At 52.7% G+C, this 23,119-nt stretch carries 22 protein-coding genes and 1 pseudogene; 8 read left to right on the forward strand and 15 right to left on the reverse strand.

Features of this window, described 5'->3' with window-relative positions:
- The first annotated feature begins 291 nt into the window (after positions 1 to 291).
- Positions 292 to 1,662 (forward strand): PKD domain-containing protein, encoded by a 1,371-nt coding sequence (locus VGS11_09695; protein HEV2120359.1) that lies wholly within the window; start codon positions 292 to 294, stop codon positions 1,660 to 1,662.
- 3 nt (positions 1,663 to 1,665) lie between these two features.
- Here the strand turns inward: VGS11_09695 and VGS11_09700 are convergent, their stop codons facing one another.
- The gene (locus VGS11_09700) at positions 1,666 to 2,040 is read right to left on the reverse strand and encodes a hypothetical protein (protein HEV2120360.1); all 375 of its coding nucleotides are present in this window, start codon (positions 2,038 to 2,040) and stop codon (positions 1,666 to 1,668) included.
- A 104-nt stretch (positions 2,041 to 2,144) separates the two neighbouring features.
- On the opposite strand from VGS11_09700, the gene VGS11_09705 reads away from it, so the two are divergent.
- From VGS11_09705 to VGS11_09715, 3 genes and pseudogenes are all read left to right on the forward strand, one after another.
- Positions 2,145 to 2,402 carry a hypothetical protein gene (locus VGS11_09705; protein ID HEV2120361.1) on the forward strand — a complete coding sequence of 86 codons (258 nt, stop codon included), beginning with the start codon at positions 2,145 to 2,147 and terminating at the stop codon, positions 2,400 to 2,402.
- Between the two features lie 408 nt (positions 2,403 to 2,810).
- Positions 2,811 to 2,858, forward strand: a pseudogene (locus VGS11_09710) (hypothetical protein).
- 97 nt (positions 2,859 to 2,955) lie between these two features.
- Positions 2,956 to 3,213: a VOC family protein gene (locus VGS11_09715; protein HEV2120362.1), complete on the forward strand. Its 258-nt coding sequence runs from the start codon at positions 2,956 to 2,958 to the stop codon at positions 3,211 to 3,213.
- Here the strand turns inward: VGS11_09715 and VGS11_09720 are convergent.
- From VGS11_09720 to VGS11_09755, 8 genes are all read right to left on the reverse strand, one after another.
- A complete protein-coding gene (locus VGS11_09720; GenBank protein ID HEV2120363.1) occupies positions 3,159 to 3,590 on the reverse strand; it encodes an SRPBCC domain-containing protein in 432 nt (143 codons plus the stop codon). The genes VGS11_09715 and VGS11_09720 overlap by 55 nt on opposite strands.
- A 71-nt stretch (positions 3,591 to 3,661) precedes the next feature.
- The gene (locus tag VGS11_09725; protein ID HEV2120364.1) at positions 3,662 to 3,943 is read right to left on the reverse strand and encodes a hypothetical protein; all 282 of its coding nucleotides are present in this window, start codon (positions 3,941 to 3,943) and stop codon (positions 3,662 to 3,664) included.
- Between the two features lie 74 nt (positions 3,944 to 4,017).
- Positions 4,018 to 4,680, reverse strand: coding sequence for a hypothetical protein (locus VGS11_09730; GenBank protein ID HEV2120365.1), 663 nt, complete (start codon positions 4,678 to 4,680; stop codon positions 4,018 to 4,020).
- Between the two features lie 47 nt (positions 4,681 to 4,727).
- The gene (locus VGS11_09735; protein HEV2120366.1) at positions 4,728 to 5,126 is read right to left on the reverse strand and encodes a hypothetical protein; all 399 of its coding nucleotides are present in this window, start codon (positions 5,124 to 5,126) and stop codon (positions 4,728 to 4,730) included.
- Between the two features lie 89 nt (positions 5,127 to 5,215).
- On the reverse strand, positions 5,216 to 5,656 hold the full coding sequence (locus tag VGS11_09740) for a hypothetical protein (GenBank protein ID HEV2120367.1): 441 nt from the start codon (positions 5,654 to 5,656) through the stop codon (positions 5,216 to 5,218).
- Positions 5,657 to 5,921: 265 nt separating this feature from the next.
- On the reverse strand, positions 5,922 to 9,332 hold the full coding sequence (locus VGS11_09745) for a right-handed parallel beta-helix repeat-containing protein (protein ID HEV2120368.1): 3,411 nt from the start codon (positions 9,330 to 9,332) through the stop codon (positions 5,922 to 5,924).
- A gap of 165 nt (positions 9,333 to 9,497) precedes the next feature.
- Positions 9,498 to 12,782: a hypothetical protein gene (locus VGS11_09750; protein HEV2120369.1), complete on the reverse strand. Its 3,285-nt coding sequence runs from the start codon at positions 12,780 to 12,782 to the stop codon at positions 9,498 to 9,500.
- A 129-nt stretch (positions 12,783 to 12,911) separates the two neighbouring features.
- Positions 12,912 to 13,247: a luciferase family protein gene (locus VGS11_09755; protein HEV2120370.1), complete on the reverse strand. Its 336-nt coding sequence runs from the start codon at positions 13,245 to 13,247 to the stop codon at positions 12,912 to 12,914.
- Between the two features lie 560 nt (positions 13,248 to 13,807).
- Here VGS11_09755 and VGS11_09760 point away from each other — a divergent pair.
- Together VGS11_09760 and VGS11_09765 are read left to right on the forward strand one after the other, a co-directional pair.
- Positions 13,808 to 15,163 carry a hypothetical protein gene (locus VGS11_09760; GenBank protein HEV2120371.1) on the forward strand — a complete coding sequence of 452 codons (1,356 nt, stop codon included), beginning with the start codon at positions 13,808 to 13,810 and terminating at the stop codon, positions 15,161 to 15,163.
- A gap of 68 nt (positions 15,164 to 15,231) precedes the next feature.
- Positions 15,232 to 16,104, forward strand: coding sequence for a class I SAM-dependent methyltransferase (locus tag VGS11_09765; GenBank protein ID HEV2120372.1), 873 nt, complete (start codon positions 15,232 to 15,234; stop codon positions 16,102 to 16,104).
- A gap of 54 nt (positions 16,105 to 16,158) precedes the next feature.
- Here the strand turns inward: VGS11_09765 and VGS11_09770 are convergent, their stop codons facing one another.
- The 3 genes from VGS11_09770 to VGS11_09780 form a co-directional block, all read right to left on the reverse strand.
- The gene (locus tag VGS11_09770; GenBank protein HEV2120373.1) at positions 16,159 to 16,659 is read right to left on the reverse strand and encodes a hypothetical protein; all 501 of its coding nucleotides are present in this window, start codon (positions 16,657 to 16,659) and stop codon (positions 16,159 to 16,161) included.
- Between the two features lie 91 nt (positions 16,660 to 16,750).
- Entirely contained in the window at positions 16,751 to 17,008 is a 258-nt protein-coding gene (locus VGS11_09775; protein ID HEV2120374.1) for a winged helix-turn-helix domain-containing protein, read from the reverse strand.
- Positions 17,009 to 17,378: 370 nt separating this feature from the next.
- Complete coding sequence (locus VGS11_09780) at positions 17,379 to 17,612, reverse strand: hypothetical protein (protein ID HEV2120375.1); 234 nt, start codon at positions 17,610 to 17,612, stop codon at positions 17,379 to 17,381.
- A gap of 162 nt (positions 17,613 to 17,774) precedes the next feature.
- Between VGS11_09780 and VGS11_09785 the strand changes: the two genes are divergently transcribed.
- Positions 17,775 to 18,593, forward strand: coding sequence for a helix-turn-helix domain-containing protein (locus VGS11_09785; protein ID HEV2120376.1), 819 nt, complete (start codon positions 17,775 to 17,777; stop codon positions 18,591 to 18,593).
- Between the two features lie 12 nt (positions 18,594 to 18,605).
- On the opposite strand, the gene VGS11_09790 is transcribed toward VGS11_09785, so the two are convergent.
- Positions 18,606 to 19,493 (reverse strand): cupin domain-containing protein, encoded by an 888-nt coding sequence (locus tag VGS11_09790; protein ID HEV2120377.1) that lies wholly within the window; start codon positions 19,491 to 19,493, stop codon positions 18,606 to 18,608.
- On the opposite strand from VGS11_09790, the gene VGS11_09795 reads away from it, so the two are divergent.
- Entirely contained in the window at positions 19,492 to 19,722 is a 231-nt protein-coding gene (locus tag VGS11_09795; GenBank protein HEV2120378.1) for a hypothetical protein, read from the forward strand. The two genes, VGS11_09790 and VGS11_09795, sit on opposite strands and share 2 nt — an antisense overlap.
- Before the next feature lie 55 nt (positions 19,723 to 19,777).
- Here VGS11_09795 and VGS11_09800 read toward each other — a convergent pair whose 3' ends face one another.
- Complete coding sequence (locus tag VGS11_09800; GenBank protein ID HEV2120379.1) at positions 19,778 to 20,197, reverse strand: nitroreductase family deazaflavin-dependent oxidoreductase; 420 nt, start codon at positions 20,195 to 20,197, stop codon at positions 19,778 to 19,780.
- Positions 20,198 to 20,553: 356 nt separating this feature from the next.
- Entirely contained in the window at positions 20,554 to 23,118 is a 2,565-nt protein-coding gene (locus VGS11_09805; protein HEV2120380.1) for a hypothetical protein, read from the reverse strand.
- Position 23,119: the final 1 nt, after the last annotated feature.

A 23,119-nucleotide genomic window follows, 5' to 3' on the forward strand; every position in this document is an offset into this window, starting at 1 on the left:
TCCACGCAAGACTGCAGTGGTGACTGGGCAGGAGAACCCGAATCTTGGACAAGAGGTTCGGTATCGCCTATACCGAAAATGCATGGTATACTAGTTTCTTGCCGAGGAACTCGCTCACAACAGGGAGTCTGGTTCTCGTTCGGCAGTGCGAGCAGACCGTTCGGCTCGGGCCATAATCATCGCGCCCGAGGTCGTGAAGGAATGTTGAGATTGAGAACAAGAAATGGTATCGTTAGATCCGCACCCGGAGCACAGCGTTGCCGGGTTCAAACCTGAAGGAGAACGTTGAGATTGAGAACTCTATTACTAGTCGCATTGCTAGTCATTGGGATGATTGCAGTGCCTGCTCTTCCGCGGGCACATGCAGCGTCAGGAACCTACTTCGACAGTGTCGTTGTCGTAGCGATGGAGAACCAGAATTATGCAGATGTTATGGGTACCGGAGCTGGAAGCTCGAATGCTCCATTTATTGCAACCCTGTTGGCCGCTGGAGCGACGATTCCTCTTTACCATGGTTACGGTGCCTCCGGGAGGACTATTGGAGGATGTTCAGCTGGCTGCTATACGGCGTTGATTTCCGGATCTGACCAGGGAATCTCTGACGGGTACTCTTGCTGTATCAACGCTCCCACCCTCATGGATCGAATGGCCTCGGGAGGTCTGAAATGGCAGGCGTTCTGCGAGGACGGATGTCCGAGAGGAAACGACCACTTCCCCTTCACAGGATTTTCCAGCATTCACACGAGTTCCAACATTCACGGGAGCACTGGTCCGCTCGATCCCGAGTATGTGGCAGCGTTGAACTCCGGATCGCCTGCCAATTTCATCTGGCTGACTCCAACGGATGGCCACAACATGCACGACAACTCCATCCAGACCGGAGACTCATATCTCCACGACCTCCTCGTCGGATCGTCAGGATCTTTGGCGAGTCCAGCTTCAGGATCGGTTCTGGCCAGCACTCTCTTTGCGCCCGGGTACAGGACTATGCTGATGCTCTGGTGGGACGAGTACGACCCAGCTCCGATCATGTTCTACAGTCCAGGAATTGTCAAGCAGGGTTACGTTTCCTCTAGCGACGTGTATGACGAGTTCTCGATTCTCCATCTGATGGAGAACAACTTCGGTCTGTCAACTCTGGCCGCGAACGATGCCGCTGCAGCGCCGATGACCGAAATCTTTGGAATGTCTAATCCGTCGGACCTGACAACGAGCTTCACACTCTCTCCCTCAATCCCTGTCGTGAACTCACCTGTAACGTTCACGGCAACAATCCTGGGAGGAATGGGCCCCTACACTATAAGCTGGGATTTCGGTGATGGTAATACCGCCACTGGAGCCTCAGTCACCCATACCTACGCTGGTGTTCAGTCGTACATAGTGACTGAGACCGTTCAAGACTCGTCTACTCCACCGAAAACCTCTACCAGCTCTCAAACAGTCAATGACAAAGCGGCTTCTGGAAGCTCAGGCGGAGGATCAGGAGGAGGTCCCAGCGGAGGCTGCTTCCTCTGTGGGACGTTCTCTGCGATCTCTACCAGCATGTGGCTGCTTGTTATCGGTGGGCTTTTGGGGTTGATTGGCTCGCTTGTTCTGCTCACGGTTAGGGCGCGGGCGAATCTGGCGCGGACGAAGCGACGGATGAATCACACGCATCGCTAATCACTAGCGGGGCTTCGCGAGCCGTTTTTCCCTTAGGGACAGGAAGATAGTCACGAGGCCGATGAGAGTTCCAGGCAAAGCGTAGAACAGCGTGATGATAGATATCGCGATAGCACGCTCGTATCTTGTGCTGGATCCGAGCAAGACGATAGCTCCGTTGACGATCCAAAGTATGCCGAGGAAGACGAACGGGAGGGCCGTATCTGATGTTCGTATTCCTATGGTGGAGACGGTTGTGGCCCAGGGTCCTAGTCCGATCGTCTGTTCTCCGGTGTAGTATCCTGTGACCAGTTTTCGTGTGGCGTCGAAGATGAGCCAGGATCCGAGGATGAAGCTGAGAACGGAGATAGTTGTGGTGGCGAGGCTGGGTCTCTGCACGTCGTCTCTTCTCGTCGTGTCTCTTATTTAGCCGATAATCTTCTCTCTTGTCTATGTCTGATTCGGGTCCTGTGCTTTCTGATATGGAGGAGGGCGGGGACGGTATGGCGAAGTATGCGCGTATGGTCTTGGAGTTCATCAAGAAGGACGTTTTCGAGGACCGGAAGCAGGTGTCGGTGGAGGAGGTTGTGACGCTGATTGCGGCGTTGACGGATATCTCTGTTAGTCTATTGTCCCGGTTCCGGAAGGACCTGGTTGACTCGGAGAAGGCGACGGAGGTTGGAAGGGACGTTTTCAAGTACATGGTCGGACGACTGGGCTTCGATCTTGACAAGCTGGGCAGGTCCAACATCTACGTGTAGACTCATCTCTGGCGCGAGACTCGACTAGGCCTCGAGGGCCGAGAAAAATTCGCTATTACCCACCTGGACAGCATTGTTGGGTCCTTGAATACGGGGACCTTTTGTTTTTCTTGGTAATGCGGATTTGGGTTATAGCGTCTATCGATTTCTATGCGGAGGATTAGTATTAGTTCCTCGACCTTCATTGGAATAGATTCTTTCTTCTCCCAGGTGTCGAAGACCTCGAGGACTTCTCTCGCAAACCCTGGAGCCAGCCCGATGTATTCCGGACCCAAAGATATCCGATCGTCAATATCTGATGGAAGAACATAGATAGGTCAGCTAGCTGAAACTACCGTAGCCCAATCGTACCGACCACGGCAGTAGAGTTAGCAAATGATCTGATGCACAGTTGCTCATATGTAGAAGATCACGCCATTCTTCTGGTTCGACGACAAGGCAGAGGAGGCGCGAAATTCTTACACTTCCGTTTTCAAGAATTCAAAGATTGGAAAGATTAGTCTGCTATGGAAAAGAGGGGTATTGAGATCCATCGGAGGCCGGCGGGAAGGTGATGACTGTGGAAGTCCAAATCGAGGGACAAGATTTCATCGCATTAAACGGTGGACCCCAATTCAAGTTCACCGTAGCCATATCGTTCTCGGTGGACTGCAAAACACAGGAGGAAGTGGACAGGCTTTGGCAGAAGCTTACCGACGGCGGAGAAGAAGGAGCGTGCGGCTGGCTCAAACCAGGGAACCCAAGTAGTTGCGAGTCTCACTTTTTCTTGAGCCAATCTTCGTACTGGACCACTGGTTTCCCTTCAAGGTAGGCTTTCAGATTGAAAAGCGCCCAGCTCCAGCCGGACACGTTGGAAGAGTAGTGTTCGAAATCCTTCCTCTTGCTAAAACCGTGATGTAATAGTGAAACGGTTGTTCCTTCCCGGTTTCTGGTGAGGACTATTTCCACTATGGTTCCCGGTGCATGATCCGGGTTGTCCCATGTGAACCGGAGGCGTTTGTTGGGCACAATCTCGAGAAATCTTCCAGCATCCTTGTCCTTATTGGTGTAGCTTCCTCCGACGCGGAGGTCGACCTTGGACCCTGTTGTGAACCACGTGTCCAGCTTTGCGGGCTTTGTCAGGGCGGCGAAAACTCCTGACGGGACAGCGCGAATAGAAATCTCCTTAATGGCGATTCCACCGCTCACCAGGCTCTTGACCGATCGGCTAGAACTGGGTCTCGGTTTCAACCGCAACACCCCAGTGTGTCAGCTGGGTCCTAGACGGGGGTTAAGCGGTGGCCCCTGATTGGGGCTTTCTCCCCCGCGTCAAAATCATCCTTCTCTGTCACCTTCATCAAGGCAGGCCTAGCAGCCAGAAATGATTCTTTCGAGGACCATATGGCCATTCCAATAAGCTCGCCAGTGTTCTCATCTTTCAGCGTGTGTACGCTGACAAGGCCAGGCTGTTTCTTCGCTATCTCACCATATCGATGCATAGAATCGATCACTAGCTTTTCTTTGTCCGGATGTGGGCTGTGGATGGAAATACTAACGTACAAACCGATTCGCGCCTCCCTTCTGGTCGTGTCTATTAGGTTGCAGTCATTGCAAGGTCAGGAATTTCGGGGGTCCGCTAGCCCTCCCAGGGAGGAAGGTTTAGCGCGCGTTCAAAGGCGGCGCGGTTGTGCACCGGCTCATGGTCAGCGTGAGAAATGATTACTTTCTCGAATGGAACCTTGAGTAACTCTCGCATTGCTGGCAGTGCTCGCTTTTCATGCCACGGTGAACCCCAGATCCTGAGATCGCCACCTCGCTCAGTTAGCCCATCTCCAAAGACTATCGCTCGCTGCTCAGGCAGCAAAAGAGGTGTCTCAAGCCGCCCTCTTCCATCATAGAGAGCAACAAAGCCTCCAGGAAGCACCTGGTCCGATTCGATCATCGTCAGCGGCGTCTTTGGGACGTCGTCAGGCCAGAACAGCCTCGGACCGAAGCCGCGGGCTCCATAGCGACGGACGAATTCGTCAATGTCGCGCACGTGGTCAGGAATTATCGCTGCAGCCATCGTTGGCGGCCGGCTGTCTAGACGTTTCCACAGTTCTTCAGCTGCCGCTTTCGGAACAAGCGGGTCAATCACCAGTCTCTCCCCTCCAGATTCGACATAGGTCGAGGTGACAATTGGTTGCCAGTCGTCGCCGGGCTTCCAGTGATGGTGCTCTGCACGCCAGATCCACAAGCCAGGTGCTAGATCGCGAATCTCGACCTTACTGGTTACAGATTGCATAACGTGCTTCCCCATGTGTCCCTCGTCGAGTTAAGAGTTGCTGAAGAGATGACGTTGGGGAGCTAAGAGCTGGGAGAGACTGGTCCTTTCCCAAAGAATTTCTTCGGCCCGACCCGGGTAAGGTACAGTGGGATGACTATTCCGGCCACTATTCTGATGACTCCGCCGACTCCTCCGATAGTACCCCCATAGACTATCTCTAGGATTCCGAGCAGAATCGAGACGATGTAGATCGCGATTCCTCCCATCCAGGCCCAGCGTGCTCCAGTGTAGAACCCGACGCCGAGTGCGAGGCCTAGGATGCCGAAGATTGCTACTACGACTGCCAGCCAGCTGGGACCTGTGGCGTTGCCGGAAAAGACGGACGCGGCTCCGAACAATGACAGCAAGCCGCCTGCGGCAGCGATTAGCGCGATTGCGATGACTCCGGCTGGCTTTTTCGGCTTCGGTTGAGGTTGCATGGTTTTCGAATCTCTCTCATCTGGGTCCGATAAGAGTGTTCGGGTCGGGTTTCATGCTCTGAAAGAGCGAGTGCAATGTAGTTGGTCGCTTATTTCGAGCGGGCGGCGGCTGCTTTGGCTGCGAGTGCTGCGAACTCTGTTCGGCCGTAGGCTGTGCCTGAGAGTCCCCAGCCGCCTTCTGCTGCCTCGGTGAGTATTACCCAGGTGCGGCTTGCTTGGGTCGGGTCGCCGGAGATCCTGGTGATGATGTCGGTGATTTCCTTGACGAGTTGTTTCTGGCCGTCGCGTGTTAGTGCTGCTGGTGGGGTGATGACTTGGACGCGGACGGTGCGGGCGGAGTCTGTTGCTGCGGTGTGTACGGCGTGCGGGTCTAGTCGGTGGATGAAGGCGGCGGTGTTGTTCAGGTGGAATGGGCCGGGGGTTGCGACGCCTTCGGCGCGGAGAACGGCCATGGTGAGTTCTTTGCCGAGTCGACTGTCGGTGCCGGCTGGGAAGAGGTCGCTTGGTGCGTAAACATCAATCATTGGCATAGGTGGCAGGATGGGGCTGGGGCTGGATATATTGACTGGCTCAGCCGTGCGTGAGCATGCTGGGTTTATGGCTGACGGTTGCTGTTAGTGGCGGGCGACTTGAGTAGGCCCCCGGACCCCTTGAGAATTCACGGTACAGATTCACTTCTGGTTTTAGTACCTGTTTCAGACGCGAGTTTCAAGAACGATTCCAGAAACGTTTTTCCATCGTCGATTCCAAAGTGGTCTTCGATTGCGTATTTCCCGTTCTAGTCGCTTGGTGGGGTCAGGTCCTGCGAGGTAGTCCGCTGGTCTTGCAGAATATGTTGTTCCTGTAGATATTGCCAGTGCTCGTCGTGTCCTGATACGCGTCAAAGATGCTGTTCGTGCATGCAAGATTACTCTGAACAAGGTTGTTGGAGGAATGTGAGGTCAGTGCGAATCCATAGGCGCCGTTCCCGTTCGCGCTGTTGAATAGAATACCGTTCGATGGTGAGCTGATTAATAGAAACCCGTTATCATGGTTGATGTTTGCCCGGTTGCCTGCGAGACCGATAAGGCTTGATGCTTCCAAGCGGAAACCATCGTGAAGATTATTGGTCGCATTGTTGAGGAACAGCGCATCGAGGGTAGACTGGGTTATCATGTATCCGTAGCTGTTGGAATAGGCGCTGTTATGGAAGACAAGACTTCGCGTTGAGGATAAGAGCTGGATTCCTATGTAGAAGTTTGTGACTCGACAGTTTTCAACAATCACTCCCCTCCGATTATTCAACAGAATGCCTGGATATGCGCCTGCGAGCTGGTCTGTTGTGATTCCCTGGATAGTGTGCCCGTTACAATTCAACGTGACATTGTCCGCACCGATCACTATGCGACCGGTAAGGTCAGTGGTTAGAGTAGTATTGGTGCTAACTGGGAAGGTGGGGAAGGAGAGGCCGTTGATCGAGGTGGACCCGCTGCTGCCGAGGTGGCTCACATCCCCTGCATAGCCACCGGTAATAGTCTGGGGGCCGACAGAAGTAGCGGCGGGGCTGTAGCTTACTGCGCAGGTCGCGGTCGCCCCAGTGCCCGTCAAGGAGCAGGTGGAAGGAGTGAATGTTCCCGACTGGCTGCTCAGGAAGCTAACGGTCGTGGTGGGGGTTTTTGATGTCCCAGAGTCGGCATCGCTCACCGAGGCAGTGCAGGTGCTAGGATTGTTCACTACGACGGAAGCGGGAACACAGTTGACGCTCATGGATGTGGAGCGATGCGGTGTCGAGAAGTAGGCAGCCCAGCTAGCCTCGATCGCGACTGCTGTCGGGCGGTTAAGTTCCTGGCCAAAGTCGCATCCTATCCGACACCCAATGTCGCACCCTATGCGACAGCCTATGTCACAGAAGATCCTGCATCCGATATCACAGTTAATTCGGCATCCGATGTCGCAGTTTATCCTGCAGCCAACATTGAAGTTGTCACTCTGGACGAAGTTGAACCGAAGATTTGACCAGTCATCATGACCGGTCAGAACGCTTTTCAGAGTGTCATTATTGAGATCGTTCACGATGCCTGCGGTGAAGGTTCCACTGCAGCTCCAGTCCAACGGATGATTCAGCAGGTCTCTCTTCACGGTTCGATGGTCAGGACATACCCAGCTCGTATAGTCGCTCGCGTTCGACAAGACCGTCCAGTCGTTCAGGCTAGTCTCGTTAAGCGTCGGCAAGGCTTGGCTTGAATAGTCGAATCGGGTCACGTTTCCTGTCGGAGTCTTTGTTATGATGCCTACTACTTGGTGTTCGTAGCTCATCACGCTAAGATAGTTGGGTTTTCTGTTGACCTCATCAGTGCCACCATGCATTAGACCAAGGTTGTGACCTAGCTCATGCATGAGCGTGCCCGCTTGCTCGTTTACTGATCCTACCTTGTTGGTCCAAAGACCAAGACTGACAATGAAGTTGCTTCCGAATGTCTCCCCAACGCCGGACTCAGTGTCGCCTGGAGATGTCTGGTTGATGAACAGGCCATAGTGGAAGTAGTGCGCCCTGTTAGCGTCGAAGTAGGTTGCCTTCACGGTGTCGAACGACATGGGTTCGCTATGTGTGAAGCTAAGGGCATCCTGCTCGGGAATCGCGTTCCTGACATCAAATATGAGCTTGATGCCGGTTGACTTCAAGGGAAATCCTTGGTATGGACAACTTGCGGCAGCTGGAGTAGGAGCCGAGTCGAAAGCATTGGTCACAATGTCAAGAGCCTGTTGAAGCGGCTTGAAAGTGTAGAGACCTTGAGCTGGCTGCATGTAGTCCAGTTGTACTAGCACGGTTTTCCGGCATGGATCGACCCCAAGAGCTTGCATCTCCGGGGATAGAGCGACGAAGTCAGGTATTCCATCCCCTGGGGTGTCGAGCTTAGCTGGAGAAGGTTGAATTGTTATCTCGACGGCCGGTGCGGATCCAGGGAGTGTGCCTGTGAAAATGTCCGCTAGATTGATTGTGCCGTTGAGAGGAACGTTCCTCGTAACGATCCTTGCTGAGCCGGTAACATTCGTGGTTGGATACTCATAGATTCCGTAGGTGGAATTTGACTGGATTGTAAGCCCGATGAAATCGCCAGGGAGAACAGTGATCAGACTGTCCGTGTAGTAAGGTATGACTGTCCATTCAGTGAGCACAAACGGATAATCGGGTAGTCTGGCTGAAAGCACGGGTCTCGGATCATGGATTGGCCCTGCCTCAGCAACTGTGAGGAGGGTTGGTGCGGTCGGGATGGTCTTCCTGAATACTTTGAGCTGGATCCCTATGGGGGTTGGTGGGACGGTAGTCGAATTTATTACGCCGTTCATGAACTGGGCTTTCCAGCCGGTGATGTTGCCCGGTAGCACGACCTGATAGGGCAAGACCCATGTGTCAGCGAAGTTCGGCGCGCCGCCTCCCGTAAAAATGCCTGTGATATTGCCTGGACGTGGTACCGAAGAGAGAGCAGTTGGAAGATGCACTCCTAGCGATTGTGATTGAACACTTTCAGGGTCCGCTGTTAGGGTTGCTATGCAAAGGGTCGTGCAGATAGTGGTCGTGAACATGCCCAAGATCAAACATAGATCAGTGTTCGGTACGCTGCCCGTTGTCGAGGCAAATCCGATTGAGATTGTGGAACAGCCCGTTGCAAATCCGATGTGAGGATCTGCTCCGGCTGGTCCTATGAGAGATATTTTGAACAGTCGGCCCGAGGATGGAGCGGCTGTGTTGGCGCCGATGATATCAAGATGTGCGACGCCGAAGCCATCGTGCGATCCACATCCAGATCCGACATTGTTGATGCAACTATCACTGATGTGACTAGCGAGAATTGTGTTCGTCAGGTCCAGGCCAGTCGCGTTCATTACGGTTGGGTCCCAGTGAAGGTATACCCCTGACGCGTTGAAGCTGGGTGATCCGAGAACGTTTACCGAGACGTCTAACCGACCGGTAGAGTCTGCAGTCAGGCGAGGAAGAGTTTGCGGACAGGCAGTAGAATCCCCCGGGACTAGGCATACTCGACCGACGAAGGGTGGAAGCATGGGTGTTGCAGCCGCCTCCGGGGAAGGCGCCGGAGTCGGTGTCACTGATTGTGAACTGATTGTTAACAGGAGCTGTGACGAAGCAATCGCGAGGCTCAGAAGTAAGACTATCTTATATGAGGCGGATTTGCGTCCCTGACTCAGCCAACTGATTACTATCTGCACTCACCTCGAGAGCAATTTTCTATTCAACCCGCCTGCGGGCCCGCCCTAGAAGAGGGAGCAAGCTGGTGTGGAATCGAAATTCAGCTTCTCGGTGATGAGAATTTAACATTGTCGGAATCGGGGGATTGACAAGGGAAGAAACGGATACAAGTACGAGAGTGTGGCTTAGCTGGGACCGCGAATCCAGCCTAGAAAGCCTGTCTCTCTTGACCGGACCATGACAGGGTCGAATGCGTAGGAGCCATGCTTTCCATTCTCGTCAAGAAAAGTCAGGCGAGGTCTCAGCACGTAATCACCTTTCCTACGAGCGCGAACGGTGACACTCGCCGCGTAGCTCTTGAGATGCTCGAGGCGTCTTCCCCTCAAGCTGATACCGTGACTTTCTATCGAGAGCTCTCCCTCTCGTGCTTGAAGCTCTAAGCCCTTGACGGCCAGACTCTCTATCATGCCAAGAATCGCAGGGGCCTTTCCTATATTGACGAGCTGGAGGTCGATCGTGATTTGTTCGCCGGCTGTCACGTCTGTCGCGGATAATCGCATGCTTCCCACAACGTGAGCGTTCTCAAATTTCTCAAGACCAGTCGCGCGGTCTTCAGCTAAGGACATTGGTGAAATTGTCACATCGGCGACCGTAGGGCTTTCTGCTAGAACTTCCACTGGCATCAACAGTAGCTGCTTTTCCTCGCGGGCTCTCTCTAGATGTCGGAGAGATTCTTCTCTCTTCGCCACGTAACCGGCTTCTCCGTAGATCGTTGCGGCCAGTTGTAAGTGGTTTTCAGCGAGCTGAAACAGTTCCTTTCTTTTCTTAGAATCGATCTCAATCTCGGCCTGTCTCAGATAGGTTAGAGCGTCGAAATACCTCTGGGTTGCCCTCGTCCAATCCGCAGCTTTTCGAATTCCCGCTTCTTCATAGAAGTCTGCGGCGGTTTCCAGATTCGTTTTTATCGACTGGTAGAGTCCGGGGTCTCGTGTTCGACGAAAAGTAACACCCAACTCTAGCGCTTTACACATCGCAGAGTTTGCTAGAGCGCCTAGCTTGGTTTTCTTACTGCCCGGCTTAGATTCGACCAGCTTGAAGGTCGAAGCGGCCTCCGCGTATAGCTCAGGTGAAGCTGTAGCCTCCGCGCTTTTCATCTTCGCCCAAGCCTCGCAGAGGGTGCTCAGCGTGTCGAGTTCAGCTCGTGTTCCCTGGTGAAGAGTCTCATTGGACAATTTCCTGAAGCTGTCAGAAGATAGACGGTATTTGGCGGAGCTAGCTTCCTCTTCCATCCTTGAATCGAGAATCTTCGCTTCTTCGAGCTGCAATCTCGCCAGAGTATACTTGAGCCTCCCCCGAGTCATCTCGAGCCAGTTGTCCAGTTCTCTTCTTTCGGTATCGGCCGGAGTTGTTGCGGGTTTCTGTTCCAGCTCAACTAATCCTTCTTGGAAGTTGGTTTTTGCGGCGTTGAAAGATTCGATCGCGGATTGTTGCCTTTCTTGGCGGCTCATGCCCTCTCCCAGTTCGAGAAACGAGCAGGCAGTATAGTGACGTGAGAGATGACTCCAGTTCTTGATGCTTCTCAGGTGCTCGGCAGCCTTCGTATACGCTTCAGCGGAGGCCGTGTACTGCTCTCGATCATGTTTCAGTCTGGCCTCTTCTATGACTTCCCAAGCTTCCATGTACCGAGCATATTCTTGGAATACTTCGTTCAACGCTTGGATCTTTTTTCCAGCCAGGCCATAGTCCTGTGCTGCTTGTCGGAACGATTCGGAGGCTTCTTGATATTCTCTCAACTGATCGTGGGCCTGCGCAATTTTCCACCGGATAGGCGCGATCGAGGCCAGGCTTCCAGACTTGGCGAGATGCGATATGGATTGTTGGTAAGCGTGGATGGCTTCTCGTCCTATGGGGGCTTCACTCGTCAGGTTGTAGAGCTTTTGGAGAATGTCACCATGCCACTCCGCGTATTGTGCTTGAGCGCGGACTTGTCCCGGGAGACCGGGGACTATTCCTGTGATTGTTGCGCACAGTTTTACGCATTGGGCCATGTCTGAAGCTGCTTCCTTGAGCATGTTGAGTTTCTGTTGGTGGTTATTTTCTAGATCTGATAACTCGGCCTTGATCAGAGCGAGATAGTTTATCATCGCTCCCCTACTGAAGGAGTGAGGGCTTAGGAGTCCCAGAACGCGAACTGTTTCCTCCCTGATAGGCAAAGCCTCTTTGAGGAGGCGGGTTTTCTCTTCGTTTCCAGCATCCATCATGGCAAGCAGGTACATGGCTCTGCTGAGCTGGTGTCCCATTCCGGTCAAGAAGGACTGATTTTCATATCTCATCGCACTCTTTGTCGTCTCTATGGCTTTCCGGAGAACGCTTCTCTTCTTGTCGATGTTGGTCTCAACTGTTAGTGCGAGATAGTTGGAGGCGTCAACTTGTATTCCGTACGCACGTTTCAGATATTCGCCAGGTGATGAGGGTTGGAGATTGACGATCGCGTATTGTGCTAACTCGATCGTTTTCTCGAGCTGTTCTCTTCGTTTTTCCGCGTACTCCTCTCCCAAGCCCGCCCATCGTGTCATGGCTGCAGCGGGGATGTGAAATCTTCCGATCACGTATTGGTCCTGTAGCTCTTTTGCCATTCCCATGCCCTTCTCGTACAGACCGAGGGCTTTGGGAATGTCTCCTTCGAGGTCACCTGCCAAGATGAGTAGTGCCTCCGCGGATAGGGCGTCGGCGTAGGTTGTTCCTATTTTTTCTTGGATTTTGGGTATGCGATCCTTTAGCTTCTCCAGTTTTCTTTCGAGTTCTTCGTATCTCGGTTTTTCTAGAACGTAGTCTCCTGACATGTACAACCGGGCGAGAAGGTTAACCGCTCCAAGTCTGATCTCTTCTTGAGCGAGAGTCTCGTCCTCAACTATTCTCCAGGCAGTCTCGAGAGCAGACTCGAAGAGGTCAACTAGCTCTCTTCGTTCTTGTGAGAGATGGATAGCCTTCTCCTTGTAGGACAGTAGGTCCAATAAGGTCTCCGCAAGTTCAGCCTTGTGACCGCGAACCTCGAGAAAGTGGGCCGATTGTTGCGCTAACCGCACACACTTTCCTAGAACATCTCGCTTTTCGTTTACATCGTCCAGAGCCCAGAATTTAGAGAAGGAGGCTCGGGCTTGCGCTCTCTTTGCGAGGTCTTCTAAACCAGAGGTCTGGTAAGCGTGGACCGCTTTTTCCTCGGCATCTTGTGAAAGACCCATGAGATTTTTGAATTCGTCTCTTGTTCTAGATTGGAATGATGCGTAAAAGAAAGATCTTGCGAGACGCTCGGACACGTCTGCTATTCGGGCCTGATCGTTTGTGTTTTCGAGCTGACTTAAGATTCGCTGATAATCTTCGGCCGCTTTCGTCCACTGGTATTTGCCCACATGCTGCGTCGCTTCAGCTAGCGACTTCTCGATAGCTGGCGGAGGCTCCAACGTGGACAACGCAGGACGCTATTGAACCCCGAACACGATATTAAACCGTAAGGGGAAGCTAGTGCACCTGGTGCAATTTTCCGAGCTCCGATCCCCTAGGGGAGGTGGTCTAAAGACGGATAGATTTCGAATGGATAATCATGAAGAAGGACGCTGTTCTCGAAACGCCGTTATCTTCCGCGCATCATTGTAGGCCAATGTGATCAATTCCTTCGCCTTCTCGACATCTCCCTCGGATCGTACATGGAAGGTAACCCATCCGGCCCGTGCCGGTGTAAACCGGTGCCTCTCAGCCTTGCCTTCACGAAGCACCCGCTCTTGGTCCTCGCGCGACAAGTGAATGTCCAGATATCTCGGGCCATGGCTGTGCATGAACTGGCGACCGTTGACCTGATATTCAGTTCCGCCAAAACTATGCGGTCCTTCAACAACACCCGGCAATTGTAACAACCACTCTCTCAATCCACTAGTCATGTTCGTCCACCACGCGAGTATTCTGGAGGGTTGAGTGATCCTAAAAGGACTGAATCCTAGCGTTCTTCGTCACAGCAATAACGCTGAAGCGCGCCTAAGAGAGGGAAGTCTATAGTTGTGGGGGTGATTACACATCCGAGACAAGTGACTCAACAAAAGCGATACAGCCCCCCTGAGGGGGCCTTCAGTAAGTGGGCGAGCTCTTCGACGAATTCATCAGAGACAGATTGATACTAGGTTAGTTGCTCGTCGAGGGCTGCTCTAGGTCCAAGCTGAATTCAGGCCTGCTCATTAGACTTGACCGACTTCCTGAGATTATCATCTGCCCCTTTCATTGGAGTAAGATTTGAACGAGAGGACGACGATATCTTAAACCGTGACCGGTTCTCTTGAGCCGTGATACTTTCAAGATAGGATAAACCGGGGTGGTGGGCTAGCTGAAACCTGGAGGAGAGGGGCTGGGGATCAAGGGTTGGCTGCGAGGTCCGAAACAGAAAGGTGCTGGTCCCAAGGTTGAGAGGGTCGCGGCGGGGAGAGAGCGAATTGCCATTCTGCCGTTCGTGAACATTAGTCCAGATCCCAAGGACGAGTATTTTGCCGATGGTATGACTGAAGAGTTGATCTCTACTCTTTCGAAGATTGGGAGGTTGAAGGTGATCTCGAGAACATCTGTGATGAGGTACAAGCAGACTGCCAAGAGCGTTGAAGAGATCTCGCAAGAACTCAACGTCGGCAGTATCCTTGAGGGAAGCGTGAGGAAAGCTGCGGATGATCTGCGGATCACAGTGAAACTGATCGATGTCAGGCGGGACGAGCACGTATGGTCACAGGACTATGAGAGGAAGATCGAGAATGTCTTCGCTGTTCAGAAGGAGATAGCCCGGAAGGTCGTGGACTCGTTGCAGATCGAACTATTGCCGGGGGACAAGCGGAACATCGAGAAACAGGGGACTAGAAACGTTGAATCCTACGAGTTGTACTTGAAGGGCCGGTTTCTCTGGAACAAACGCTCGAAGGAAGGAATGACCGAGGCAATCGAGCATTTCCGGGCCGCGGCTCAGAAGGACCCCTCATTCCCCTTACCTCACGTCGGGATCGCAGACTGCTACAATCTGCTAGTTATCAACAGCTACTTGCCGGCGAAGGATGGGTATCCGCAAGCAGAGAAGGCGATTGCGCGTGCATTGGAGCTGGACAACAATCTCGCTGAAGGGCACGCTTCGTTAGGCTTACTCCGGTCCGATGCCGACTGGGACTGGGCTGGCGCGGAGCGCGAGTATCGGAAGGCGATCGAGCTGAACCCTAACTATGCCACAGCTCACCACTGGCTCTCGATACTTCTCGGACCGACTTTGGGGCGGGTAGACGAGGGGATGATGGAAGCGAAGAAGGCGCTTGAGCTCGACCCTTTGTCTCCAATCATCAACGTCAATCTCGGCCATGGATACGAGTCGATTGGGAATCTCGACTTGGCTGAAGAATATGCGCAAAAGGCGCTCGACTTGGATCCGAGCTTTGTCGGGGGTCTAGCTCTGCAGGCGTTGCTAGCGGTTGACCGGGGGTCTTATGGGGAGGCAATTAATCTCATCGAGAAGATTGCCTCTCTCATCCCATCAGCGTACAAGGCGATCAGGATTGGGGTGGCTTGCGTATATGCTATGGCAGGGAACCTTGCGAAGGCGAAGGAGGTCTTCGAGGAGACTGCCGCGGTAGTGGGGAAAGATCAGGTCACCGCGTTCCATCTCGCACGATACTATGCTGTTATCGGAGATCGGGATCGGGCGTTCGACTTGCTGGAAAGAGCGTTTGTGGATCGCGATCCTGACCTCTGCACCGTCAGCGCCGAGCCCTTTCTCAGAAGCCTCGCATCCGACGAGCGATTCGCCGACCTCCTCAAGAAAATGAAAGTACGATAGAACAGCTCAGACCCCTCTCAATTCTCAAAAAGCTTAAGACATATTTCAGCCAGCCCGAGTTGGCCGAAATGTCAACCTTACAGTCGGACGAGATTAAGCAGCGTCAACGAATGCAGTGGGACGCATCTGCGCCAGGCTGGAAAAAGTGGGAGAGACAGTTCATCCACAATCTTCAACCTCTCACCAACCTACTGGTGAAGAGTACCGGCATCAAACCCGGATACTCGGTTCTCGACCTGGCCTGTGGAACAGGCGAACCCGGGTTGACGATTGCGAACATTGTCGGGTCAAACGGAAGAGTTGTGGGAGTCGACTTGGCTCCGGGTATGTTGGTCGTGGCGAGGGAGCGAATGGCTTCTCAGGGTCTCAAGGATGTGACGTCTCAGGTGAATGAACACGACGATCTGCCAGCATTACAGGATAGCAGTTTCGACGCCGCAGTTTGCCGTCTAGGACTGATGTTCATGCCTGACCCTGTTCGCATGCTCAAGGCCATTCGCCGGGTCCTCAAGCCTGGCGGGAAAGCTTCCGTCGTTGTGTGGGGTCCTCCCGAAAAAGCTCCATTCTTCTCCGTGCCCATGAAGGCCGTAATGAAACATCTTCCAGACACTAAGCCTCTTCCGCCAGGGACCCCCGGAGGACCCTTCGGTATTCCAAGCCAAGAAATGCTTGGGGGACTCTTCACAAAAGCTGGCTTTTCAAACTTCAAGTCTCAGACAGCCGATGTAACCGTGTTTGACGCGAAGAGTCCGGAAGAATACTGGGAAGCGTCAACAGAGACAGCAGGACCCATCGTTCTACTTCTCTCGAAAATGTCTCCCGAAAAGAAAAAGGACGTGAGAGAAGAATTGGTCCAAACATTACGCGGCATGTTTCCATCAGGTCCAGTTAGACTTGGAGGAGAAGCGATAGTCGGGACAGGCACCAAGGCCGCAATCTGACCGCCAACAGTCCTGATCGATTTCCAAAAAAAGAAAAAAGAGGGAAGTTAGTTGTCAGACTGGGCAGAAAGAGGTTGCGCAGTCCATGGCCCAGGTCGAGAGTGTTGTTGACGCTCCAGTCGGGACATAGGTCACGGTCAACGTGTAGCTAGGAGATCCGTCTCCTGTCCAACTCTCCCAGGTACCTGTGCTCCCTAGGTCGAGGGAGCTATTGGGACAGATATTCGATGTAGAAACGACCTGGCTGTACGCTACCGACCAGTCGCGTTTGTAGCCTACGAAATCGTAGGCTCCGCTTCCGAAGCTCCAGTCACTTGATGGGCTGCTGGTGCTGCACCTCACTTCATTATGGGTGCTGGTGAATGTCCCCGTGCCCCTGCCGCAGGCAATTGCTGTGATCTGAATGTACTTGCCTGTGACAGGAGTCCAAGAGGCGCTACCATAGGTGTAATTGCTGCCGCAGAGCGAAGCGTGCGCCCGTTGAACAAGGCTAGGTGAAGCAAAAACCATCACCGTCATCGAGAGAATGCATATCGCTAGTGTGCGAGCCTTCAATTTTTTCTCCGGTCGCAGAACAGATTGACTGATGACTTAAACCATGAAGAAACTGTGATCTAGAACACTGATACTGGGATTGTAGGGTGGACTAGAATTTCTCGTGGAGAAGGGAAAGGGCGTTGCGGTAGTGCTTCAAAGCATCCAAGCCCGCTCGTGTCGTGCCGACAACTTTTCTCCTCTCTTCTACGTCCAGACTAACTAGTTTGGATTTTGCGAGACGATCAAGGCAGGACTTCAATAGTTTGTAGGATAGGTTCTGCGAGATCATGATCTGGTATACTGATAATCTGTCGTAGGCGCATGATTTCAGAATGCCGAACAGTATTTCTTCCCTTGACCTTCGCAATCATTCTCCGAGGTTCCTTTACAATAAATAAGTACAGTGAACGATTACTTTGAGTAAAAGTAGAATCGTCAAGACTGGGACTCAATAATTTTTTCGAGACTCGTCATGAATGTGAAAGTTGGATGTGTGGGAGAGTGGAGGTGTGTGAGCGTCTCCGACGAGCTGTTTCTCTTACGAATCCCCTGCCGCCTTCCGCCACGTTGACCCGCAGAGGCTGCAGTTGTGGAAACCGTCTACCGTAAAGCATCGAGCGATCTGCCCGCATACCGGGCAATGGTGGATAGGATCGTATGCGATAGCTTCGACTTGCGCGGCTGATCCGAGGTCCATTGAGCCCCTTTCTTCGCTTGCTTGCACTTTGCTCTCCCTCTTACCTGATCTGATTCCTCAGGTTGGACAGGTAGGCCTGGTTTCGTTTACGCTCGATTTCTGCAAGGAATCTCGGACTCATGGTACTCCTGACGAAGAGTTTTGTCTGCGGGACCCTTGGAGGAATTGGAATGCTAGTGCGGCTGCTCTTTGACGCTCCTGTTGAAGGGATGAGCGCCGAGATGAAACTGTGAACGCTTCGTGTGATTCTCGTCCAATCTTCTCTAACTGCCATTTCTTTTTCACCTAAGTGAAGGAGGACGTGTTCGTTGCGGATTATCTTTGAGCCGTCCTGCGCTGGTAGTTATTTTGCCGTCGTCCAACTGGTATTAGTTGCTGGCGTACGCCGGCACACCGGTTATATGCCCGTCTTACGATAACAACTCTCGTTCATATCATGTTCGAGTTGTTCTTCCGGTTTCAGCCGGGTCCCGGGCACGGAGATTCCTACAACGAGCTCACAGAGAAATTTCCGACAGCACGGTTCTCGCTCTGGTGTAATGGTGGTACGGATGTTCTGGAGATAGAGGCTGCTGGTCTCGCTTCGTATGAGGAGTTGCAGAAGGAGATCACCGCGACCACGAAGGCGCATCTTGATGGGAAGATTATCTCAAGGACGTACTGCCAGGACAAGTTCCAGTTGGTGGCAAGGACTTGTTGTTGCGGTTCTGATCACAAGGGGACGCCGATTAGTCCGATTATTAACCGGAGCGGCTTCATGCGAATTCCACCGCTAGTTATGGCCGGAGGATGGGAGTACCACCGTTTGGTAGGATATGATGATAACGATCTGAAGGGTCTCCTCAGGGGATTGGACAGGATCGGGACCGCGGAAGTGCTGCACAAGAAGAGTGTCACGGAAGGAATGACCGACGACACATTTCTCTTGTCACTGAGCAGTTTGTTTGGACAGTTAACAGAGAAGCAGATGAGGGCGCTGGTGACCGCGGTGGAAAACGGGTACTACGAGATTCCGAAAAGGGTCACTGCGGATGAATTGGCTCGGAAGCAGGGGCAGCCCAGGAGCACCTTGGAGGAGCATATTCGGAAAGCTGAGAGCAAGATTGTGCTGGCGATGGCCCCGTACATGATGATGTACGCAAGGGTCCCGGAGAATCCATTGTTGAACAAGACGAAGGCCGCAGGAGCGACTGTGGGCGGGAGAATGATGAAGCAGGTTGCTATGCAGATGGCCGCCAAGAAAGCGAACAACTAACGAGCATCAGCATCATGCCGATGACTTCACTCTGACTTTCTTGTGTCCTCGCGATTTCGATGGAACCCATCCGCCATCCTTGGTACGTTTGTAGCCATCATTGTAGTATTTTCCGAAGTCGGTGGGGTTGAGGAAGGCCTCTGCCGGGACAAGAGCGCCCCACCCTCGTCCTCTCATGAAAATCTCGTTGAAATCGGGATTATGGATTAGATCTTTGGCGTTGTCGGGGCGGTCGTGCCATACCTCCATGTCAAGTATACGCAGGACTTCCCCCCGATCCGCGATAAGCTGGGACGCATCGTCTGGCCCTGTTGGCTTTCCAATAAGATCCCCCCGGTTGACCGTCACTTCTTTGTCGTTGAATCTGAGGGTTCCCGACCCGTCGAGGATCAGATAGTATTCGTCGACTTCGCTGTGGCTGTGGAGTCGAGCAGATGATTCACCATTTTCGATCACTTCGACCCTGAAGGCCGCCCGGCCGATCCCGAGTAGCGGATTGAGGAACCGTGTATAGTATCCTTCCCGTTTCCTCGTTAGCGAGCTTTCAGATCCATCTAGACGGCTATCATCAAAGACGTTTACGACTGGCTTCCTCCAAAGGTTCTCTGAAAGCACTCCGTCCTTCTTCAGGTAAACCTCGCTCGACCAGAAAGATGCTAATCTTAACAGGAAATCCATCGCCTGCTCACTTAGAGAGGGTATGGTCAGAGTCAGCACATCGACGGAGTTCCGGTTCAGGTTTCCTGCCTTCCTGCCCAGCTCGTCCCAGAGCCAATTAGCAAACGGCAGCAGCCTCCCACCATGTCCTTCAGGTATGGTTGGCTTCTCAAAGAACAGGGTCCAAGCTAGGTCTACCCTTATCGCTCCTTCACGGACGGCTTCCTCGAGAATCAGCTTCATGAGCGGACAATCCAAGAAGGTGTTGAAGAGGGTTTTCCTCTTGAGAGAGGAGGATATTCAGAAGGCTGAGAGCAAGATTGTATTGGCTATGGCGCCGTACATGATGATGTACGCAAGGGTCCTGGAGAATTCTCTGTTGAACAAGACGAAGGCTGCGGGGGCAACGGTTGGCGGGCGGAGGCTGAAGCAAGTGGCTAGGCACATTACTGCGAAGAACAAGAACGCATAGCGCAATTGTTCTAACTGCAGTCAGGAGTTGCGGTCTCGGACTTACTGTGTGCCGTTCAGCCGTTGTCTTCCGTCAAGATTACGACGGGGATTTCCCGTTTAGTCTTAAGCTGGTAGTCGCCGTACGCCGGGTACATCTCGGTCAGCAACGGCCAGAAATCGCTTTTCTCTTCCTCTGATGCCTTTCTCCCAATCATCGTCTTCTTTCTTCCCTTTATCTGGACCTCTGCGTGCGGATCGTGTCTAAGGTTTGTCCACCAGGAGGGCTCCCTGTCGCTGCCACTATTAGATGCGACTATGATGATGCGCTCGCCGTCTCTAAGGTAGAGAAGGGGCGTTGTCCTCTTCTTGCCTGCCCTACGCCCGATGGTTGTTAACAGAAGGACTGGCGCATTCCATAACCGGCCTCCTATTCTTCCTCTCGAGACGCGGTAGAATGACACGTGGGTCCTACTGAAGAGTCTCTGGCCTTTCATCCGGCATCCCGTACTGTCTTGTCGCGTTGGTGTTGTTCCTTAAAGCTCCGCAGCCGAGAGCTTCAGCATAGCCTAGTGTCGGTGTAGACCGGGATTTTCGGCTTTTCCTGGGGACGGACGCCTGTCTTGTAGAGCCGGTAGACATCTATCCGGAGGTTAGCATCAACTGCTGCAGCTTCATCGGCGCATTCTCTTTTCCGTCCCACGCCTCCCAGGCTGCAACCACCTCCCGCACGAACCCCGGAGCCAACCCGATCTCATCCAGCAAAGACCATCCTATTCCCATTCTCCACAGGGTAGAACATAGACGGGTAAGCACCCCGAAACTACTCACGATCTCTGTGGCGCGCGACTCGTTAGGCCAGCTCTTGTAGAGAGGTGGGTATTATCTTCCGATAAACTTCTTCCGGTCTCACGTGTTTTCGATGGATCGTCAAGAGATCACTGTTCACTGATATCCCAAATAGTTCTTCGTTTCTTTCTAGCAAAGGCGAGATCAATTGCCAGTCCTTCGCTGTGAAGTCCGTTAGTCGTCCACCGTTCAATTGATCGCTCGAAACTTTTCGGTGGGGGTCCCTGATGAATATCGCTCCACCAGAGGCTAGTGAGAACAAGTTGCTTCCCGGATATGGGAACTCTTGCTCCACGAATCGTCCATCAATCGATGGTTTCAACCCGTTGAGAACAACGAACCCGCCACCATTGTACAGGTCTCCTGCCATGAACGATTCTGCAAGATAATCCAGACACGTCCCATTGATCACGACTCTTGGTCGACCAACCGCGTTGATGAGGGGGCGTCCGGCTGCGTTGCCGAGCACGTACACATCACCGCCCTTTGCTGCGTACATAAACGCCTGGCCTACGTCACCGTGAACCACTAGTTTTCCGTACTTGAGGATCTGCGCGGCCTGGTCCTGAGCAGCTCCATGAACCGTGATCTCGCATCCATCAATGCCCGACGCGACGTAATCCCCGACATCCCCGTAGCAGTCGATCTTCAAACCATTCGTTTGTGGACCGAGACCGCTTCCGATGAATCGGTGGCCGCGGAGGTTGTAGAGTAGAATGTTCTTCCAGCCTTGACCGTACGCATTAACCACGAACCGGGCGGCGCTCTCTTCTCCTTCGGCGGGAAACTCTAGCGCGTCGACAACCAGTACCTGCGAGTCGAATAGTGGATGGATCAGTCTAGTTTTGTTCTTCCAATCGAGTCGAATGTACAGGTCGTAGTTCGATAGTGAAACAACGGAGAACACGTCGTTCAACGCTTCATGGTACAGTTGCAGTAGTGAGCTTCGTTTCTTCTGCCCTGTGTCGTAGATTCTATCGTAGAGTAGTGAGAGTGATTTTATCGCGAATTGTCGGGACTCTTTTCCCTTCTTAGCCAGTCTTTTCAGTTCTTCAAGAATCTCTCCCACATACTGGAAGCCAGCATCCCTCAGCGCGGGACGAACATACTCATAGAATCCCAACGGGTCCTGCGTACTGGGACCCTTCTGCAGCTGAATCGCAATACTCGCGTTCAAAGAGACACTAGACCCTGCTTGAGGCAACCAGTCTTGCTTGAGAAGATCGATAACCTTTCCAAACTTGTCAGCACACTCCAACTCCTTCCCATCCTCTCCATCTCTGACAGTAAAGAGAAACGCTCCGCCATCCGTGAAGCTTCCACCCCTCGCATTCCAGTACGAGTCTGCAAACCTGCTGGGTATCTTCTGATCTTCTTGCAATTTTCCGAGAACAGCATTAATCGCTTGTCTCTCTGATGCAATGATCCCGATCTTGATCGGCCCCTCCTGAACAGCAAACACTTGGGGTCTCAGCATCGACGTATCAGTAATCCCGATCAACTGCCACGCATTCTTCTCCACGTCATTCCGCGCAACGATGAAGAACCATGGGCCGTCAGGGGACCCGTGAATATGCGTCGACTGTATCAATCGGTAGATCTGTTTCTTCTCCTCCGGCAGCATCTCAAAATCTCTCTCCGTTGTGGGTGCCAGAGCTTCAATAAGATACTCAAGCGGATACTTGTAGACGCGGCTGAGAAGATCGAATAGTAACACTGAGACCTCCGTATCCGTCAAGAATAACGGGTGAATGTTCCTCTGGGCTAGATATTCCACTATGGAATGATAATTCGCAAAATCCCCGTTATGCACCAAGGCCTCATGCAATCCCACGAACGGATGCGCGCCACCAGGATGCCAGACCCTGCCCTTCGTCGGATACCGATGATGACCAATCCAGACATGAGCCTTGAAATTTTCTAGCTGATAATACCTGACGACATCATCCCCAAAACCCACCAGCTTCAAAACAACCATGTTCTTTCCATGGGACACGACGAAGGCCTTCTTCTTGCCCAGCGACGAGTAATACCGCTGATTCAGTCGGTAAGAGTTCTGATAGAGAAATTCATCTTCAACCTCGTTTTCCTTGAGCCCTTCTAGACCATTCAAACGGGCAAAGTTTGCAAGAGCATTTCTTTTGATCTTCACAAAGTATCTGTAAACTTCAGGCGGTTCAACCTCAAGACCAGAAATCGAGTGATAATCGTCGACAGAATCCACTCTTGCCTCATGATCAACGGCAAAGAATGGTCGAATATGCTCGTCCTCGACCTGTTTTCTAACAGATTTATCGAGGTAGGCAACCTGTAAGATGTAATCCTCATCCAGAATTTTCTTGGAAACCCCTAACTGTTCCGGGACCAATCCGACAGCCGCAATTCCCCCGCCCTTACCATTTCCCCTGTTCCGCATCTGGACGAGGGACTGGAGGAGATATTTTCCTTCGAGTGGAGCATTACATGCCAAACCGACAACGCCGCATCCACCCTCGGCCTCCTGCTTGCCCACCGGGACCCTGTCGACTGGCAGTGATTTTCTTGAATCGATAATTTGTTGTCCGGGCAAT

This window comes from Candidatus Bathyarchaeia archaeon (assembly GCA_035935655.1).
Lineage (GTDB): Archaea > Thermoproteota > Bathyarchaeia > 40CM-2-53-6 > 40CM-2-53-6 > 40CM-2-53-6.

Bases quoted from the DNA above. Each gene is read 5' to 3' on its own strand.
- VGS11_09705 (HEV2120361.1), top strand. From the start codon at position 2,145: ATGGCGAAGTATGCGCGTATGGTCTTGGAGTTCATCAAGAAGGACGTT.
- VGS11_09715 (HEV2120362.1), top strand. From the start codon at position 2,956: ATGACTGTGGAAGTCCAAATCGAGGGACAAGATTTCATCGCATTAAAC.
- VGS11_09730 (HEV2120365.1), bottom strand. From the start codon at position 4,680: ATGGGGAAGCACGTTATGCAATCTGTAACCAGTAAGGTCGAGATTCGC.
- VGS11_09735 (HEV2120366.1), bottom strand. From the start codon at position 5,126: ATGCAACCTCAACCGAAGCCGAAAAAGCCAGCCGGAGTCATCGCAATC.
- VGS11_09740 (HEV2120367.1), bottom strand. From the start codon at position 5,656: ATGCCAATGATTGATGTTTACGCACCAAGCGACCTCTTCCCAGCCGGC.
- VGS11_09755 (HEV2120370.1), bottom strand. From the start codon at position 13,247: ATGACTAGTGGATTGAGAGAGTGGTTGTTACAATTGCCGGGTGTTGTT.
- VGS11_09765 (HEV2120372.1), top strand. From the start codon at position 15,232: ATGTCAACCTTACAGTCGGACGAGATTAAGCAGCGTCAACGAATGCAG.
- VGS11_09780 (HEV2120375.1), bottom strand. From the start codon at position 17,612: ATGGCAGTTAGAGAAGATTGGACGAGAATCACACGAAGCGTTCACAGT.
- VGS11_09785 (HEV2120376.1), top strand. From the start codon at position 17,775: ATGTTCGAGTTGTTCTTCCGGTTTCAGCCGGGTCCCGGGCACGGAGAT.
- VGS11_09795 (HEV2120378.1), top strand. From the start codon at position 19,492: ATGAGCGGACAATCCAAGAAGGTGTTGAAGAGGGTTTTCCTCTTGAGA.
- VGS11_09790 (HEV2120377.1), bottom strand. From the start codon at position 19,493: ATGAAGCTGATTCTCGAGGAAGCCGTCCGTGAAGGAGCGATAAGGGTA.
- VGS11_09800 (HEV2120379.1), bottom strand. From the start codon at position 20,197: ATGAAAGGCCAGAGACTCTTCAGTAGGACCCACGTGTCATTCTACCGC.